Genomic DNA, 16037 nt, shown 5'->3' with positions numbered 1-16037 from the left:
GCGTGACCTCACAGGCGGGACCACCTGATGCGACGTGTCGTTGTCGTCGCCGGTGCCTACGCTGAAGCCATCGTAGTCGGCGGCTGGGTTCGGCGCCGATGGAAGCCCGCCGATCACAGGCGGCGAAGCTTCTCTGATGGATACTGCCGGCGGAGGTCTGGAATTTTTGGCGCCCGCGTGCGGCGGCGATGCATTGGGCGGAGAAAGCGAAACCGGCGGCGCGGCCGAAGTCTGTCCTCTCGCGCTGTCCTGCGACCAGACGCCGACAAAGATGAGGCTGAAAGCCAAAAGCATCACGCTTCTCATCCGCATCTCCAAGCAGCTGTGGTTGGTGGATCGAGGTGGGAAGGCTATCAGGACTCACATGGTCGTCAAAGCGGTGCAGTCCGGATTTCGCAGCCGTGACTATGGTTCACAAAGCGTGACCGGCCCGCCGCGCACCAAGGCAGGCGCCGTCAAGTCAAAGAGGAATTTAACGCTTGGGCCCTAACTTGCGCTCGCCATGAGTGACCAGGTCGTCCACAGCGAGGTTCAACCGTTTTCGGCGCGTGCGGCGCTTCCCTGGCTGGTGAGCCTTGGCGTTTATGCCCTGCTGCTGATCCTTGGACCGCGGCTGCTCAATGATCCCGACAGCTATTCGCACATCGAAGTCGGCCGCTGGATCATCGCGCACGGCACGCTGCCGGCGAGCGACCCATTTTCTTTTTCGCGGCACAGCGCACCCTGGATCACCTTCGAATGGCTCTCGGAGGTGATCTACGCCGCAGCCTACGCGCTCGCCGGCTGGCCAGGCGTCCTCGTCGTCGGCGCCGCGGTGATAGCGCTCGCCTTTGGCCTGTTCACCTTCTTCCTGCTGCGCGAGCTTTCGCCGACCCAGACGCTGCTCATGGTGATCGTGGCCGTCATCCTCTTGGCGCCGCATATGCTGGCGCGGCCACATGTACTGGTGCTGCCGCTGATGGTGACCTGGGCGGCGGCCCTGGTACGCTGCATGGATTGTCGAGGGCCTCCGCCGTACTGGGCCCTTCCGCTGCTGGTCGTGTGGGCCAATCTGCACGGCAGTGTGGTGCTGGCGCTTGGACTGATCGGCCCTGCAGGGCTCGAGGCGCTGCTCTGCGAGAAGCGGAGTGAATGGCCACGCGTATTCCTGCGTTGGCTGCCGTTCACGGCGCTTGCGGTCGCGGCGTCCTGCCTGACCCCCTACGGGCCCGAACCGCTGCTGATGCCGTTGACCACACTCGGCCTCGGCCCCGCGCTCGGTTGGATCGCGGAATGGCGGCCGCAGGATTTCAGTCACGTAAGTTTCTTCGAGCTGCTGCTGCTGGCCGGCATCTTCGCGCTCTCGCGTGGCGTGACGCTGCCGGTGGTCCGGGCCTTGGTCGTGATCGGCTTGCTGCATTTCGCGCTGGCCCAGATCCGCAATGCGGATCTGCTGGCCATGCTGGCGCCGCTCTATCTGGCGGCTCCGCTGGGGCGAAAGTTCGGCGGACCGATTGGGGACGATGCTGCCGGCTCGTCACGCGGCCTAAACCTGGCCGCACTCGGTGTGATGATCGTGGTGAGCGGGGCGACGCTGGCGCGTGACATACGGCCGGCTCCGGCCATTACCCCTCAGACTGCCGTCGCTGGAGCCAAACTCGCCACGGCGGGGCCTGTGCTCAACGATTATTCCTTCGGCGGCTATTTGATCTTTGCCGGCATTCCCACCTTTATCGACGGTCGCGGTGAACTGTACGGAGGAGCGTTCATCAACCGCTACAATCGCGCGCTGGCGCTGGTCGATCTCGGCGACTTTCTCAAGCTGCTCGACGAGTACAACATCGCCGCGACGCTGCTCGCGCCGGGGACGCCGGCGATAGCGATGCTGGACCGGCTGCCCCAATGGCAGCGCGTCTACAGCGACGACGTGGCGGTCGTGCACAAGCGGCGAGATATGCCGCAAAGATAGATCAAGCGGTCCCGAAGGCGGCGTATTGGCCGCCGAGCGGCACGCCGCTCAGGGTCGCTTCGAGACGCCGCGACGGCTTGGTGTCCCAGGGCAGCAGCAGGAAATGGCGCGCACCGATCTCGCGCAAGCCGCCGGCAGCCATCAATTTTCGGGTTGTGCCGGCCCCGAGCAAGACGGCGTCCCGGTCGAACTCACAACGCGCGACGGCAAGACGGGTCAGCGGGTTGTACGGATTGTGCTCGATGACGCAGACGAGTCCACCGGGGCGCGTCACGCGCCGCATCTCCGCGATGAATTGCGCCCATTCCGTTGGCACGAGATGGTGCATCACGCAGACGGCCGTGACCAGATCGAAGCTGGCATCGTCGAAAGGAAAGGTGCGGCCGTCGAACTCACGGTAGTCGACCCTGCCGTTGTCAGCGCGCGCCTGCGCCAGGCTGGCCGACGAGACGTCGATGCCGCTCAAGCGGCCGACCATGCCGTGCAGCAGTGGATGAAGGCTGCCTACGCCGCAGCCGACGTCCAGCATGTCGGGCCTCTCCGTGTCGAGCCGCTGCGCGATCAGGTTGCCCAGCAGATCGGCCTTGGCGCGCATGAAGAAATGATGCGGCAAGCCGGAGAAGTCGATCGAGGATTGGACCACGTCACGGTAGTTGTCGTGATAGCCGTCGAAGAGCTCGGTCATGCGCTGTGTCACTCGTTGACGGCGTGGATCGCGGGTGCGGCTGCCGCCTCGTTGCGGTCGAAGCCTGCGCGGGTCTGCACCACGTAGAGCGGTCGACGTTTCACCTCGGCATGGATGCGGCCGACGTAAAGCCCCACGATACCCGTCATCAGCATGTTCATTCCACACAGCAGGGACACGACGACCATCGTCGAGGACCAGCCGGTCACGAGATGACTATCGTTGCTAAGCCACAACAGGATCACCCAGCCGCCATAGAGCAGTGCCAGACCTGAGACCGTCAATCCGCACCAGATTGCCAGGCGCAAGGGCAGATCGGAAAAGCCGAGCGCGGCGTTCATCGCGAGCCGCAGCATCTTGAACAGCGGATATTTGGTCTCGCCCGCTGCTCGCTCGAGGCGGTGGAAGGTGACCTCCGCCTGCCGGAAGCCGAGCCAGGCGATCATGCCGCGTACGAAGCGGTCCTGCTCCGGCATCTGCCGAAGCGCGTCGAGCACCTTGCGATCGATCAGGCGGAAGTCGCCGACGTCGGCGGGGATGCCGACCGAGGACATCCTGCCGAGAAGCCGGTAGAACAGATGCGCGGTCGCGCGCTTGAATCGGCTTTCGCCGTCGCGCGACAGGCGGCGGGCGTGGACGATGTCGTTGCCTTCCTGCCATTTTGCGATCAATTGCTCGATCACTTCGGGCGGATCCTGCAAATCGGCATCCATGACGATGATCGCTTCACCTTGCGCGGCGTCCATGCCGGCGGTGATGGCGATCTGATGCCCGAAATTTCGCGACAGGCCGATATAGCGAAAGCGCGGGTCGCGCGTGGCGAGCGCCTGTAGCACGATCGAACTGGAATCGCTGCTGCCGTCGTCAACGAAGATCGCCTCTGCCGGCCCGTCGAGCCGGGACAAGACCAGGTCGAGCCTGCGCAGCAGCACCGGCAGAACGGCTTCCTCGTTGAACACGGGGATGACGAGGCTGTAGCGGATCGACTGGAAATTGGCCGCCATGCGAGAGAGTCCAACTCGTTGCAGGAGCGGAAGTCTATGCCGGCGGTGGTTAAGGTCGCCTTGCCACAACCATTAAGGATATGGGGCACCGCAGTGGCTTCCAAAAGGCGGGTGCAGATGGTGATGCCCGATTAACCACGCTGGGCAGCCGCGGCTTCGGCCTAGGACTTGCGGTCTAGGACTTGCGGCGGATCTTGTAGAGAACAAATCGCTCAGAGGTGTCCAGCGCTTCCAGCAGATCCGGCAGCGGGTTTGCGGCTCGCGGCCCGAGGACATAGAGATAGTCGAAGTCCTGATGCCAGGTGCGGACGAACGGCGGAACGCCTGCCGGCGGCCGGCTTGCCGCAATCGCGGTAAGCACGCCCAGCGGCACCGGCCCCCCGTAGGGAATGGCAAGACGGCGCACGTCCTCGCGTGGCCGCACGGGCTGCTTGCCCGCTTCCGTGAATAGATTGGGCACGAACGCGTTGGCATAGTGCACGGCCAGCGTAGGTGCATAGTACATCGGATATGAGGTGAGGTCGGCGAAGGGCGGGTCTCCATTGTCGTCCGTGCTGGCGACGAGGATGCGCGAGCCGCGATCGATCTTGTGGAACGACTCGACGATGGCCGCATAGTCGGTGCGGTAAGGCAGCCACACCGTGAGCACGACGGCGAGATTGATCAGTATGACGCCACTGATCGCGGCGAGCGCTGCCATTCTCCACGCCCGGCTGGGCAGCGTCAGCGAGCAGAAGGCCGGCAGGATCAGAGCCGCAGCGGGAATGACGCGCAGGTCGACGAACGAGGTTCCGAACAGCTTCGAGGGAATGACGACGTAGAGCAGCGCGAAGCCGATCGCGAGCCAGGTCCCGGCTGTTTCGAGCTTGAGGACGCCGCGTCTTGCGGCGAAGAACAGCGAGACCATCAGCGTAAGCCCGGTCGCCGCTGCGATCGTCAGATTGTAACCGTTCATGATGCGCAACGGCCAGATCGGCTTGAATCCGATGAACCAGCTCGTTCCTTCGCTTCCGATCGATCCCGCGGTCATGCGCATGATCCCAAAGAGGGCAAGCGTCGGTATGGCCAACGCGCCGAGCCGCGCGGCGGCGACCCCGTACGACCTTCGCCCATGGCGGATGCGCGAGAGCTCGTAGACGCCGAGCGTCGCGCCATAGACGCCGAGGGAGAAGAAATGTGCTGCAAACAGCGCAGCGACGAAGACCATGTTGACGACGAAACGCAGTGGCCATGGGCGCTCCGCGAGCATCAGATAGACGGCGATGCCGCAAAGAGCGAGGCCCAGTCCGAACTCGAAATTCACGAAGCCCCAGCTGAACGGCAGACAATAAAGGAAAGCGAGCGCCGCAAAGCCGGCGAGATGGACCCGTCCCTTCCGGGCCCATTCGAGCAAAAGCGCGCCTCCGACGATCAGCAATTGGCTCAGGAGCAGAAACAGGCGCGTGGCGTTCTCGACGTTGATCAGCCGCGCCATTTGCGGGACCAGCAGATCCATTCCAAGGTTGGGATAGAATGCCCAGGCCACTTCGTAATACGGATTGGCATTGGGAGTGCCGTTCTGGCTCAGAATGTACATCCGGGCGAGATGATTGGGATAGTCGACCATCGCGGGGATAGGGGTCAGCAGCACCGGAAGAAACGACAGGGCCGCCAGGACAGCAAGAACGCTGATCGGCGTCGATCGGTCCGAGCCAAGACGAGCCCAGATTGTCGAGGTCGGCTTGTCGGAAGGAATCATGTCATAGGGCCGCTAGAGTTTGAGCTTACGCTCTACGACAGCGCAACCGCGCGACACAACGCCAATAATGCGAACTTCGCGAAAATCAAACTGGGGTCGCCGCCGCATCGGAAGGAGGAGCCTATCATCCGGCGCGCTGCACGCGGATTCGTGCTGATGCGATTGCGGCGCGCCGGCTATGCCGGCTACTTCATCGCCGCGCTGATCGAGTTGAATTTGCTGCTCAGGAGTGCGCTGCCCGTGTTGTTCACGGCCGTGATGATCGCGAACGCGATGCCGGTGGCGATCAGACAATACTCGATGGCGGTGGCACCATTTTCGTCGGCAAGAAATGACTTGAGCAAAGTCATCGTCAACTCCTGTTCATCCGTCCAACCTAGGCCGGTGCCGTTTTCGGAATGGTAAATTGATTCACTAAGTTTTCGTGAGCGCGCCAAAACGCAGGGCGGATGGTCCTCACCTGCCGTTTGATATGGTGACATCGATTGACTTAAGGTTTCGTCACCCAATTCGGACGCATTTGGCGATGTCGTCATCCCGTCTCAGGACGAGATCTGGCGTTCCGGTGCGGCCTTGCTGGAGCGTTTCAGCACTATCGCCAGACGTCCGACCAGATAGCTGACCACGGACGGCTGCGCTCGCGCGGAGCTGCCGGCCAGGCTTTCTTCCTCGGCCGCGTCGTTGACGATGCCGATGTAATTCTTTCTGGCGTCCTGCTGCTTCACGAGCCTGCAACCCCGAGTTCAATCGAGGGGCGACGATGCTGCGCTGAGCGGGAAGCGTCGGTTAATTTTGTCTTCCGTAGGATTACGTGCCCTCCGGCCGCAGGCAGACGCTGAAAGCGCGGCTTGACTTAACGGATTGTTGAGCCTGTTCTCGAGCGGGGCGCCCGGCTCACTCGCGCCGACCGTCCGCATTCAGCGCCCGCAACACCGCGATGCGGGCGAACATCATCCAGCCGCCGCCGGTCTCGGCCGCGTTGATCAGGGTTTCGATCGCGGTCTGCCAGTGGCTCGCATCCTGCGTATCCTCGGGCAGTCGCATGATGTGATCGGCAGCTTCTTGCAGCGTCCGCAGCTTGCGCCCGCCACGTAACGAGATGGGTTCGTCGAACGCGGTCGACCAGGGCATGTCAGGTCGGCCGATCGACGAGGGGCAGCATCACGGCGCTGTGCGATGCCGCTAGCCGGCCTTCTTCGCCCGGGCCGGCGCGCGCACCGGCTTGTCCGCCTTTTTGGGAGCGGCTTTCGCAGCAGTGTCCTTGCCGCCCTTGCCGGTGATCGGCAGCAGCATCTCACGCTGGCCTTCGACGCGCTTCTTCGGCTTCTTGCCCTTGACGGCGTCCTTGGTCACGTCCTTGGCCACCTTCGCCGCGGGGCCTGCGTCCTTCTCGTTCGCGATGCTCTTCTTCAGCGCGTCCATGAGGTTGATAACGTTGCCGCTGGTCTTGGGCGCGGCCTTTGCTGCGATGGGCGCGCCGCTGCGCTTCTTGTTGATGAGGTCGATCAGTGCGGTCTCGTAATGGTCCTCGAACAGCTCAGGCTCGAACGCGCCGGACTTCTTCTCGACGATGTGCTTTGCAAGGTCGAGCATGTCCTTGGTCAGCTTCACGTCCTGGATGTCGTCGAAATAGTCCTTCTCGCCGCGCACCTCGTAGGGGTAGCGCAGCAGCGTCCCCATCAGGCCGCTCCCGAGCGGCTCCAGCGCGATGATGTGCTCGCGGTTGGTCAGCACCACGCGGCCGATCGCGACCTTGTCCATGCTCCGGATCGTCTCGCGGATCACCGCAAATGCGTCGTGGCCGACCTTGCCGTCGGGCACGAGATAGTAGGGGCGGATCAGATAGCGGCTGTCGATGTCGGTCTTCGGTACGAACTCGTCGATCTCGATCGTGTGGGTGGACTCCAGCGCGATGTCGTCGAGCTCGTCCTTGGTGACCTCGATATAGGTGTCGGTGTCGACCTTGTAGCCCTTGACGATGTCCTCCGAAGTCACCTCGTCACCGGTCTCGGCGTCGACCTTGAGGTACTTGATCCGGTGGCCGGTCTTGCGGTTTATCTGGTTGAACGAGACTTTCTCGGTATCCGAAGTGGCCGGATAGAGCGCGACCGGGCAGGTCACGAGCGACAAACGCAGAAAACCCTTCCAATTGGCGCGGGGGGCCATGGGCTACTCCAAACGCAACGGGGACAGAAGACGAAGATACCATCGGGGAACACCGAATCATAGCAAGGCGGATCGCTGAATCTTGCAACTGCGTTAATCGGCCGCCCGGCGCGCGGTTGCAGCCCGATCCGGCTGCAAAAACCGGAACATCATATCCGATCATGCGTTGCCACTGGACATTCGCCGCGAGGAGTCGCGGCCATCCGATGCGACGGCCAGAAATTGAGGTCACCATGGCAACCACGCGAGACCAACGTCAGATCGTGGAAACTCCGACGGAGGCGCGCCAGGGCGAGCCTGGGCCGTCGGTGGCGGCGCTGCTCGCCATATCAACCGGGCTCGCGATCCTGATCCTCGCGGTCATCTGGTTCGTGTTCTTCCGGACCTGATCGGCAGATCGACCGGACGGTCTGCACCTTCCGACTCGCCGCGTAACGCGGCACATTGCGCCCGCCGTGCCGTCGGTTCGTCCGGTGGCATGGCGGGCGCAGTGCGTTGACTGCGAACTGGTCGGATATGACCAAAAAGTAACGCGGCCGGTTCCCCGGTGTTCATATTCAGTTCACGCCGGAATTGCTCATCTGTGCAGGTGTTCATGCGGCCTAATTCTGGAGAGAAGCGTGCGCCTGCTCGTCGTTGAGGACGACCCCGATCTCAATCGCCAGCTTACCAAGGCGCTGACCGACGCCGGCTATGTCGTCGATCGCGCCTTCGACGGGGAGGAGGGGCATTTTCTCGGTGACAACGAGCCCTACGATGCCGTGGTGCTCGACATCGGCCTGCCGAAGAAGGACGGCATCTCGGTGCTGGAGGCCTGGCGGCGCAACGGCCGCACCATGCCGGTCCTGATCCTCACCGCGCGCGACCGCTGGAGCGACAAGGTCCAGGGCTTCGATGCCGGTGCCGACGACTATGTCGCAAAGCCGTTCCACCTGGAGGAGGTGCTGGCGCGGATCCGCGCGCTGCTGCGCCGCTCCACCGGCCACGCCCAGAGCGAGCTGACCTGCGGCCCCGTCACGCTCGACACCAGGACCGGCCGGGTCAGCGTGTCGGGTAATCCCATCAAGATGACGTCGCACGAATATCGGCTTCTGGCCTACTTGATGCACCATTCGGGGCGCGTCGTGTCCCGTACCGAGCTGGTCGAGCATCTCTACGACCAGGACTTCGACCGCGACTCCAACACGATCGAGGTCTTCGTCGGCCGCATCCGCAAGAAGCTCGACGTCGACATCATCCAGACTGTCCGTGGCCTCGGCTATCTCCTGACCCCGCCGGCCCCCGGCGCTTGAAGCGCGGTGTCTCGAACTATCTCGTCTAGACGTATCTTGGCTTGACGGGCGGCGCAGCAGGGGCCTTGTTCGGGGTCATGAGTTCCGACGCCATGCCACCCCGCGCCTCCGGGATCATTCCGATGCCCGCCAGCTCGCTTGCGAACCGCCTGTTTCTGTCGGCGACCGCGTGGCTCGTGGTGATCCTGGCCATCACCGGCGTGGTGCTGTCGTCGGTCTACAAGAACGCCACCGAGCGCGCCTTCGACCGCCGGCTCAATCTCTATCTCCGCACGCTGATCGCCGAGGTCGCCACCCCCGACGAGCCGCCGGACCGCCAGTTCCAGTCGCTCGGCGAGCCCTTGTTCGAACTGCCGTTGTCCGGCTGGTACTGGCAGATCACGCGGACCGACACCGAAAAGCCGGAGGTGCGCTCCTCGCGCTCGCTCTGGGACAAGAAGCTGCCAAAGCTGGAAGAGCAGGGCACCGAGCTCACAGCCGCGGGCATCCGGATCGCTTATGTCGACGGTCCAGAGGGACAGAACCTGCGCATGGTGGAGCGGCCGGTCGATCTCGGCGCGGACGGCAAATTTCTCGTCAGTGTCGCCGGTGACGACACCGAGATTTTCGACGAGACGCGCAGTTTCGATTACTACCTCGGCGGCACCTTCACCGCGCTCGGTATCGTGTTGCTGCTGACCACCGTGTTTCAGGTCCGCTTCGGTCTCGCGCCGCTCAAGCGCATCTCCGAATCCATCGCCGACATCCGGTCCGGGCGGGCGGAGCGGCTCGAGGGCGAGTTCCCGGTCGAGATCGCACCGCTGGCGCGCGAGACCAACGCGCTGATCGACGCCAATCGCGAGATCGTGGAGCGCGCGCGCACCCATGTCGGCAATCTCGCCCACGCCATCAAGACGCCGCTCTCGGTCATCGTGAACGAGGCCGGCGCGCATGCCACCGATCCGTTCGCGGCCAAGGTGATGGAGCAGGCCGACGTGATGCGCGACCAGGTCGCCCATCATCTCGAGCGCGCGCGCATCGCGGCGCGGGTCTCGGTCGTTGCGACGGTGACGGAGGTGGCACCGGCCATCGAGGCACTGCGGCGGACCATGGAGAAGATCCACCGCGGCCGCGGCATCGTGGTCGAGGCCGAGGCCGATCCGTCGGCGAAATTTCGCGGCGAGCGGCAGGATCTGGAGGAGATGGTCGGCAACCTCGTCGACAACGCCTGCAAATGGGCGGCGTCGCGGGTCTTCATCGAAGTTCTGGCGGAAGCGCCGCAGCAGGCGAGCATCGGTCCGCGGCTGCATATCATCGTCGACGATGACGGCCGCGGCCTGTCGGAGGCCGAGCGCACCCAGGTCTCACGGCGCGGCCAGCGGCTCGACGAGTCCAAGCCCGGATCGGGGCTGGGACTGTCGATCGTGACCGAGCTCGCTGCGCTCTATGGCGGCAGCCTCTCCCTCGGGCGCGCACCGACGGGGGGCCTGCGGGCGGAGCTGGTCCTCCCCGGAATATAATCCCTTGTTCCGACGCGACTATTTGGCCTGCTGCACACCGATCCGGACGAAACCAGGGGTATTCGGAGGGACTTCCTAAACGGCTTCTTAAGTGGCCCCACCTATGATCGAGCAGGACGGATCCCACGTCCGCCATTTTACCGTTCATTACCCGGGCGCATGAGCCAGACATCGATCGAGCGGCTGAGGGACTATCTCGCGCAGCTCCCGCCGCAGGCGCAGGCGCTGCTGATGCGAGAGTTCGAGCGTGCGCTCGAGCGCGGCCAGGACACGGCCGTGGCAACCCTCGTGCTCGACCAGCTGCGCAAGATTGTCCGCAAGACGGAAGCCGACGAGGCCGCACCGCCGCGTACGGACGATCTGTCGCGGCTGCTGTTCCAGGTGCTGGAACCCTTCCTGGTCGAAGCAGGCGCCCCGATCCGGGTCGGGCAGGTCCGCCGCTCCTCGCTGGCTCCGATCTGGCAATGGCTCGGCCGCGACGGTGCTCCGGATAAGCTGAAGGAACTCGAGGCGGCGCTGGCGCGCACGCCGGCCGACAGCGCAGGGCAGGTCGAAGCGCTGGCCTCGAAGCTCCAGGCGGTCGCTGCGGATGCCATCTTCGAGCTGACGGGGCCGGGCGGGGGTGACAAGTCGCGTGCGCTCGCCCGCGTTGGTCCGCCCAACGTGATTGAGGACCTCTATTCGACCGGGGCGGTGCTCGCGGTCCGCGACGCCATTGCCACCTTGAACGAGAAGCTGCCGCGCTCTTTGCGCGCCTTCGGCGATGCCCAGATCGCCTCGGTGACTGCAGCGCTCAACATTCCGGTCCTCCAGACCCCGCAGATGCTGCCCTTCGCGCTCTCCATCGTCGTGCAGCGGATGACCGCGCCGTGGCAGATCATCCGCCTCGCCATCAAGATTGCCGCGTCCGACGACGAGATCCGTGTTGCGGCAACGCCCTATGGCGTCGCCGTCACGATCGCGCTGCATGATCTGTCCTGCGTGGCCGCCATCCTGCGCATGGACATCAAGCGCGGCCATTTCGACAATGTCGCCGCCAATCTCAAGACGCTGCACGACGGCGTGCGAGGCCTGCGTACCGAGCTCGACCTGCGCAACGATTCTGCCTGGGGCAAGCAGTTGACCTCGATCCGGGCCGACATCTCTAACGCGCTGCAATCCGAGATCGACAGTGTTCCCGGCCGCCTCCGCCGCATCCTGCGCCAGCGCGCCGAGAAGGACATTCCGCCGGGCGCGCGGATCGACAGCACCGAGGTCGAGGAAACCGTCGCGCTGATCGATTTCGTCGCCACCTGCCGCAATTATGCGAGCGAGCTTGCGATCAACGAGGTGACACTGCGCACCTATTCCGACCTCCAGCAATATGTCGAGCGTTCGACTGAGCAGCTGGTGCAGTCGCTGCGCGGCGCCGATCACAAGGTCCGCACCTATCGGCAGCAGCAGGTGCAGGCCGCGATCCGCTTCTGCCAGGTGCTGTTCGGCGATGATTATGCTTCGCTGATGAGCCGCGCCGCGGAGAACGCGGCCACGGGCGAGCGCAAATCGTCGCGCGCTAGCTGATCCAGGCGCATATTTCAGTAGTCACAATTTCAGGTTGACGGTGTCGGTGGCTGGCCCTACGGTCGCCGTGCAGGTTTTTTATATTTCTATCTGTGGGCGCATGAAATCCGTTATCAGTTCCATCGAAATCGAGAATCGCGTCGTTGTTGCCAAATATCAAAGGCTGATGGTCGGCGCGAAGGTGGTGCTGGTCGAGAAGGCAAGCGGTCGGCAGCTTCCTGAGACCGTCACCAGGGTTGCATCACCCGTTCCCGTCGGGGCGTTGCGCATCAGATTGCCCGACGCTATCGAGCCGGGAACATACTTCCTGAAGGCCTTCAACGGGCATGGCGAGGACGCCGCTCAAAGCGCGGACTTCGAGATCGGCTAAGCCGTTGGATTTCCACCATTTCGGGACTGTGCGCGGTCGCGCCGAATTGACAATTGTCAATTGCCGCATCGTCCGGCCGTGGTGTAAAGCGACCTGTGGGCGCGGCTTGCGCGCTGCCGGAAGCTTGCCAGATGATGCTATGGTTCGTGTTCGCGCTGATGACGGTCGCGGCGATCTTCGCCGTGCTTTTGCCGCTCGGCCGTAGCGGACGCGCGCAAAATCAGGGCAGCGAGGTCGCGGTCTACAAGGACCAACTCGCCGAGATCGAGCGTGATCTTGCCGCAGGGCTGATCGCCGCGCCCGAAGCCGAGGCCGCGCGCGTCGAGGTCAGCCGCAGGCTGCTTGCCGCGGCCGGCAGCGAGCCCGCAACGGCACCGAAATCCAGCCTCAAATGGCGCCGCGCGGCGGCCGTGCTGGCGCTTGCCGGCCTGCCGCTGGTTGCGATTGGTGTCTATGTGCCGCTCGGCTCGCCCAGGCTTCAGGACTTTCCACTGGCGCAGCGGGAGCGCGGATCCGGGTCCGGCATGGCGCAGTCGCTCGAGAATCTGGTCGTACAGGTCGAGCAACATCTGGAAAAGAATCCGACCGACGGGCGCGGCTGGAACGTGATCGCGCCCGTGCTGGAACGGCTCGGTCGCTTCGACGACGCCGTGCGCGCCTATCGCAACTCGCTCACCTACAATGGCGAGAGCGCGGAGCGCCGGTCCGATCTCGGCGAAGCGATCTCGGCCGCCGCCGGCGGCGTCGTGACCGCCGAGGCCAAGACCGAGTTCGAGCGCGCGCGCGCGCTCAGCGCCGACGACCCCAAGGCGAACTATTTTCTCGGTCTCGCCGCCGAGCAGGACGGCCGCAAAGACGATGCCGCCAATATCTGGCGCGCGCTGCTGGCGAAAGCGCCGGCGGATGCGCCGTGGCGGCCTCTGGTGCAGACCTCGCTCGCGCGGGTGGGTGGCGGTGGCGCGACGATGCCGGCGCTGTCGGATGAGACCCTCGCAGCTTCCAAGGAGATGAAAGAGGTCGATCGCAACGCGATGGTTCGCGGCATGGTCGAACGGCTCGCCACGCGCCTCAAGCAGAACGGCGACGACGTCGAGGGTTGGCTGCGCCTGGTGCGCGCCTATCTCGTCATGGGTGATCGCGACAAGGCGGTGGGGGCATCGACCGATGCCCGCCAGGCGGTTGCCAACGATGCAGCACGGTTGCGCCAGCTTGATGAAGGCCTCAAGACACTCGGGCTCGACGGATGATGATGTCAGGACGAGACGGGCAGGGAATGGATACGCCATGACGCGCAAGCAGCGACGTATGACCATCATCGGCGGCTCGCTTGCCGTGCTCGCCCTCGCGGCCGCGCTGGTGCTCAACGCTCTGCGCGATTCCATCGTGTTCTTCTCGACGCCGACCATGGTCGCCGAGAAGCACGTTGCGCCCGGCAAGCGGTTTCGCCTCGGCGGCCTGGTGCAGCCCGGCTCGCTCCAGCGCGGCGACAATCTCGCTGTGACCTTCGAGGTCGCCGACGGCGGCGCAAAGCTTCCGGTCGCCTTCAAGGGCATTTTGCCCGATCTGTTCCGCGAAGGGCAGGGCGTCGTCGCCGAAGGCGCGCTCGATGCTGACGGCGTGTTCAAGGCCGACACCGTGCTCGCCAAGCACGACGAGACCTACATGCCAAAGGACGTCGCCGATGCCCTGAAGAAGCAGGGGCACTGGAAGGATGATTACGGCGCCAAAGCTTCCGACGGCGTCAAGCCCGCGGCCACGACCGCGCAGGGCAATCCGCAGGGAGCAGTTCGGTGATCGCGGAGTCAGGACATTACGCGCTGGTGCTGGCGCTCGGACTGGCACTGATCCAGTCCATCGTGCCCCTGATCGGCGCGCGGCTGCGCGATGACGCGCTGATGAATGTGGCGCGCTCCACTGCGCTGGCGCAGCTTCTGTTCGTCGGTGCGTCGTTCATCGCGCTTGTGATGCTGCACGTGGAGTCGGACTTCTCCGTCGTCAACGTCTACGAGAATTCCCACTCCATGAAGCCGCTGCTCTACAAGATCACTGGCGTGTGGGGAAACCATGAAGGCTCGATGCTCTTGTGGGTGTCGATCCTCGCGCTGTTCGGCGGATTGGTCGCGGCCTTCGGCAACAATCTGCCGCTGTCGCTGCGCGCGCACGTGCTGGCCGTACAGGCGTGGATCGCCAGCGCCTTCTATCTCTTCATCCTGGTGACCTCCAACCCGTTCCTGCGCATCACCAACCCGCCGATCGAGGGACGCGATCTCAATCCGGTGCTTCAGGACATCGGTCTCGCCGTGCATCCGCCGATGCTCTATCTCGGCTATGTCGGCTTCTCAATTTCGTTTTCCTTCGCGATCGCGGCGTTGCTGGAGGGGCGGATCGATGCCGCCTGGGCGCGTTGGGTGCGGCCGTGGACGCTGGTCGCCTGGATCTTCCTGACGCTCGGTATCGCCATGGGCTCGTACTGGGCCTATTACGAACTGGGTTGGGGCGGCTGGTGGTTCTGGGACCCGGTCGAGAACGCCTCGCTGATGCCTTGGCTTGCCGGCACCGCGCTGCTTCATTCGGCTCTGGTGATGGAGAAGCGCAACGCGCTGAAGGTCTGGACCATCCTCTTGTCGATCTTGACCTTCTCGCTATCGCTGCTTGGGACCTTCCTGGTGCGCTCGGGGGTCATCACCTCGGTGCATGCCTTCGCGACCGATCCAACCCGCGGGGTGTTCATTCTCCTGATTCTCTGCCTGTTCATCGGGGGCAGCCTGTCGCTGTTCGCGGGGCGCGCGACGTCGTTGAAGCAGGGCGGCCTGTTTGCACCGATCTCGCGCGAGGGTGCGCTGGTGCTGAACAATCTGCTGCTCACTGTGGCCTGCGCGGTGGTGCTGTTCGGCACGCTCTATCCGCTGGCGATGGAGATGCTCGCCGATTTCAAGATGTCGGTCGGCGCGCCGTTCTACAATCTCACCTTCGGTCCGCTGTTCACGCTATTGCTGCTCGCCGTGCCGTTCGGGCCGATGCTGGCGTGGAAACGCGGCGATCTGCTAGGCGTCACCCAACGCCTGCTGGCGGCCGGCGTTGCCGGGCTTATCGCCGTCGCGATGGTCTGGGGCTGGGTGCGCGGCGGCAGCGCGCTCGCGCCATTGGCAATCGGACTTGGCGTCTTCGTCATTGCCGGCGCCGTCACGGATCTGGCCGAACGAACCGGCTTGTTCCGGCTGCCGTTCGCGACGACGCTGCATCGTGCCCGCGGTCTGCCGCGCTCGGCCTGGGGCTCGGTATTTGCGCATGCCGGCCTCGGCGTTGCGCTGATCGGAATCGTCTGCGAGACCACCTGGAACAGCGAATATATCGCGACGATGAAGCAGAACGACGTCGCCCATGTCGCCGGCTATGACGTCAAGCTGGACGGCCTGTTTCAGCGCCAGGGACCGAACTTCCACGAGATGATCGCCGAATTCAACGTCAGCCACGACGGCGAGATGCTCAGCGTGATGACGCCGTCCAAGCGCAGCTTCACCACCCGCGGCTCCTCGACCACCGAGGCCGCGCTGCTGACGCGCGGCGCCAGCCAGCTCTACATCTCGCTCGGCGACGCCACTGCCGAAGGCGCCATTGCCGTGCGCATCTATCACAAGCCGCTGGTGCTGCTGATCTGGTGGGGACCGGTGCTGATGGCGTTCGGCGGCGTGCTATCGCTGTCGGACCGGCGCCTGCGAGTCGGCGCGCCGAAACCGGCGCGTGCCAAGCAGCGCCTGCAGCCGGCGGAGTGATC

At 64.3% G+C, this 16037-nt stretch carries 17 protein-coding genes; 10 read left to right on the top strand and 7 right to left on the bottom strand.

Features of this window, described 5'->3' with window-relative positions:
* Positions 1–136: 136 nt before the first annotated feature.
* Together BcanWU425_RS37585 and BcanWU425_RS26775 are read left to right on the top strand one after the other, a co-directional pair.
* A complete protein-coding gene (locus tag BcanWU425_RS37585; RefSeq protein ID WP_326951828.1) occupies positions 137–490 on the top strand; it encodes a hypothetical protein in 354 nt (117 codons plus the stop codon).
* A 12-nt stretch (positions 491–502) separates the two neighbouring features.
* Positions 503–1948: a hypothetical protein gene (locus BcanWU425_RS26775; RefSeq protein ID WP_204510708.1), complete on the top strand. Its 1446-nt coding sequence runs from the start codon at positions 503–505 to the stop codon at positions 1946–1948.
* A 1-nt stretch (position 1949) separates the two neighbouring features.
* Here the strand turns inward: BcanWU425_RS26775 and BcanWU425_RS26770 are convergent, their stop codons facing one another.
* The 7 genes from BcanWU425_RS26770 to ku all read right to left on the bottom strand — a co-directional run bounded on the left by BcanWU425_RS26770 (position 1950) and on the right by ku (position 7541).
* Entirely contained in the window at positions 1950–2633 is a 684-nt protein-coding gene (locus tag BcanWU425_RS26770) for a class I SAM-dependent methyltransferase (protein WP_210350868.1), read from the bottom strand.
* Positions 2634–2641: 8 nt separating this feature from the next.
* Positions 2642–3637: a glycosyltransferase family 2 protein gene (locus tag BcanWU425_RS26765; protein ID WP_085352302.1), complete on the bottom strand. Its 996-nt coding sequence runs from the start codon at positions 3635–3637 to the stop codon at positions 2642–2644.
* A 175-nt stretch (positions 3638–3812) separates the two neighbouring features.
* Entirely contained in the window at positions 3813–5375 is a 1563-nt protein-coding gene (locus BcanWU425_RS26760) for a hypothetical protein (protein ID WP_204510710.1), read from the bottom strand.
* 185 nt (positions 5376–5560) lie between these two features.
* Positions 5561–5725: a Flp family type IVb pilin gene (locus tag BcanWU425_RS26755; protein ID WP_018458549.1), complete on the bottom strand. Its 165-nt coding sequence runs from the start codon at positions 5723–5725 to the stop codon at positions 5561–5563.
* Between the two features lie 192 nt (positions 5726–5917).
* Entirely contained in the window at positions 5918–6100 is a 183-nt protein-coding gene (locus tag BcanWU425_RS26750) for a hypothetical protein (RefSeq protein WP_018458550.1), read from the bottom strand.
* 169 nt (positions 6101–6269) lie between these two features.
* The gene (locus BcanWU425_RS26745; protein ID WP_018458551.1) at positions 6270–6506 is read right to left on the bottom strand and encodes a hypothetical protein; all 237 of its coding nucleotides are present in this window, start codon (positions 6504–6506) and stop codon (positions 6270–6272) included.
* Between the two features lie 51 nt (positions 6507–6557).
* Positions 6558–7541, bottom strand: coding sequence for a non-homologous end joining protein Ku (ku, locus tag BcanWU425_RS26740; RefSeq protein WP_018458552.1), 984 nt, complete (start codon positions 7539–7541; stop codon positions 6558–6560).
* 233 nt (positions 7542–7774) lie between these two features.
* On the opposite strand from ku, the gene BcanWU425_RS26735 reads away from it, so the two are divergent.
* The 8 genes from BcanWU425_RS26735 (at position 7775) to BcanWU425_RS26700 (ending at position 16035) form a co-directional block, all read left to right on the top strand.
* Positions 7775–7930: a hypothetical protein gene (locus BcanWU425_RS26735; RefSeq protein WP_007593402.1), complete on the top strand. Its 156-nt coding sequence runs from the start codon at positions 7775–7777 to the stop codon at positions 7928–7930.
* Positions 7931–8161: 231 nt separating this feature from the next.
* Positions 8162–8833 (top strand): response regulator transcription factor, encoded by a 672-nt coding sequence (locus tag BcanWU425_RS26730; protein ID WP_018458554.1) that lies wholly within the window; start codon positions 8162–8164, stop codon positions 8831–8833.
* A 122-nt stretch (positions 8834–8955) separates the two neighbouring features.
* On the top strand, positions 8956–10332 hold the full coding sequence (locus BcanWU425_RS26725) for a sensor histidine kinase (protein WP_018458555.1): 1377 nt from the start codon (positions 8956–8958) through the stop codon (positions 10330–10332).
* A 159-nt stretch (positions 10333–10491) separates the two neighbouring features.
* Positions 10492–11892 (top strand): hypothetical protein, encoded by a 1401-nt coding sequence (locus tag BcanWU425_RS26720; protein ID WP_204510711.1) that lies wholly within the window; start codon positions 10492–10494, stop codon positions 11890–11892.
* A gap of 100 nt (positions 11893–11992) precedes the next feature.
* A complete protein-coding gene (locus BcanWU425_RS26715; protein ID WP_007593394.1) occupies positions 11993–12262 on the top strand; it encodes a hypothetical protein in 270 nt (89 codons plus the stop codon).
* 131 nt (positions 12263–12393) lie between these two features.
* Positions 12394–13509, top strand: coding sequence for a c-type cytochrome biogenesis protein CcmI (ccmI, locus tag BcanWU425_RS26710; RefSeq protein WP_204510712.1), 1116 nt, complete (start codon positions 12394–12396; stop codon positions 13507–13509).
* A 37-nt stretch (positions 13510–13546) separates the two neighbouring features.
* Positions 13547–14056 carry a cytochrome c maturation protein CcmE gene (gene ccmE, locus BcanWU425_RS26705; RefSeq protein WP_026233609.1) on the top strand — a complete coding sequence of 170 codons (510 nt, stop codon included), beginning with the start codon at positions 13547–13549 and terminating at the stop codon, positions 14054–14056.
* Positions 14053–16035, top strand: coding sequence for a heme lyase CcmF/NrfE family subunit (locus BcanWU425_RS26700; protein WP_204510713.1), 1983 nt, complete (start codon positions 14053–14055; stop codon positions 16033–16035). Before ccmE ends, BcanWU425_RS26700 begins: the two co-directional genes overlap by 4 nt.
* Positions 16036–16037: the final 2 nt, after the last annotated feature.

Origin of the sequence: Bradyrhizobium sp. WU425 (genome assembly GCF_021052305.1) — a bacterium.
GTDB classification, from domain to species: Bacteria; Pseudomonadota; Alphaproteobacteria; order Rhizobiales; family Xanthobacteraceae; genus Bradyrhizobium; species Bradyrhizobium canariense_D.
This window is presented reverse-complemented; position numbering and strand designations above follow the sequence as displayed.

Coding starts and splice junctions, on each gene's coding strand:
- BcanWU425_RS37585 (WP_326951828.1), top strand. CDS start 137: ATGGATACTGCCGGCGGAGGTCTGGAATTTTTGGCGCCCGCGTGCGGC.
- BcanWU425_RS26775 (WP_204510708.1), top strand. CDS start 503: ATGAGTGACCAGGTCGTCCACAGCGAGGTTCAACCGTTTTCGGCGCGT.
- BcanWU425_RS26770 (WP_210350868.1), bottom strand. CDS start 2,633: ATGACCGAGCTCTTCGACGGCTATCACGACAACTACCGTGACGTGGTC.
- BcanWU425_RS26765 (WP_085352302.1), bottom strand. CDS start 3,637: ATGGCGGCCAATTTCCAGTCGATCCGCTACAGCCTCGTCATCCCCGTG.
- BcanWU425_RS26760 (WP_204510710.1), bottom strand. CDS start 5,375: ATGATTCCTTCCGACAAGCCGACCTCGACAATCTGGGCTCGTCTTGGC.
- BcanWU425_RS26755 (WP_018458549.1), bottom strand. CDS start 5,725: ATGACTTTGCTCAAGTCATTTCTTGCCGACGAAAATGGTGCCACCGCC.
- BcanWU425_RS26745 (WP_018458551.1), bottom strand. CDS start 6,506: ATGCCCTGGTCGACCGCGTTCGACGAACCCATCTCGTTACGTGGCGGG.
- ku (WP_018458552.1), bottom strand. CDS start 7,541: ATGGCCCCCCGCGCCAATTGGAAGGGTTTTCTGCGTTTGTCGCTCGTG.
- BcanWU425_RS26735 (WP_007593402.1), top strand. CDS start 7,775: ATGGCAACCACGCGAGACCAACGTCAGATCGTGGAAACTCCGACGGAG.
- BcanWU425_RS26725 (WP_018458555.1), top strand. CDS start 8,956: ATGCCCGCCAGCTCGCTTGCGAACCGCCTGTTTCTGTCGGCGACCGCG.
- BcanWU425_RS26720 (WP_204510711.1), top strand. CDS start 10,492: ATGAGCCAGACATCGATCGAGCGGCTGAGGGACTATCTCGCGCAGCTC.
- BcanWU425_RS26715 (WP_007593394.1), top strand. CDS start 11,993: ATGAAATCCGTTATCAGTTCCATCGAAATCGAGAATCGCGTCGTTGTT.
- ccmI (WP_204510712.1), top strand. CDS start 12,394: ATGATGCTATGGTTCGTGTTCGCGCTGATGACGGTCGCGGCGATCTTC.
- ccmE (WP_026233609.1), top strand. CDS start 13,547: ATGACGCGCAAGCAGCGACGTATGACCATCATCGGCGGCTCGCTTGCC.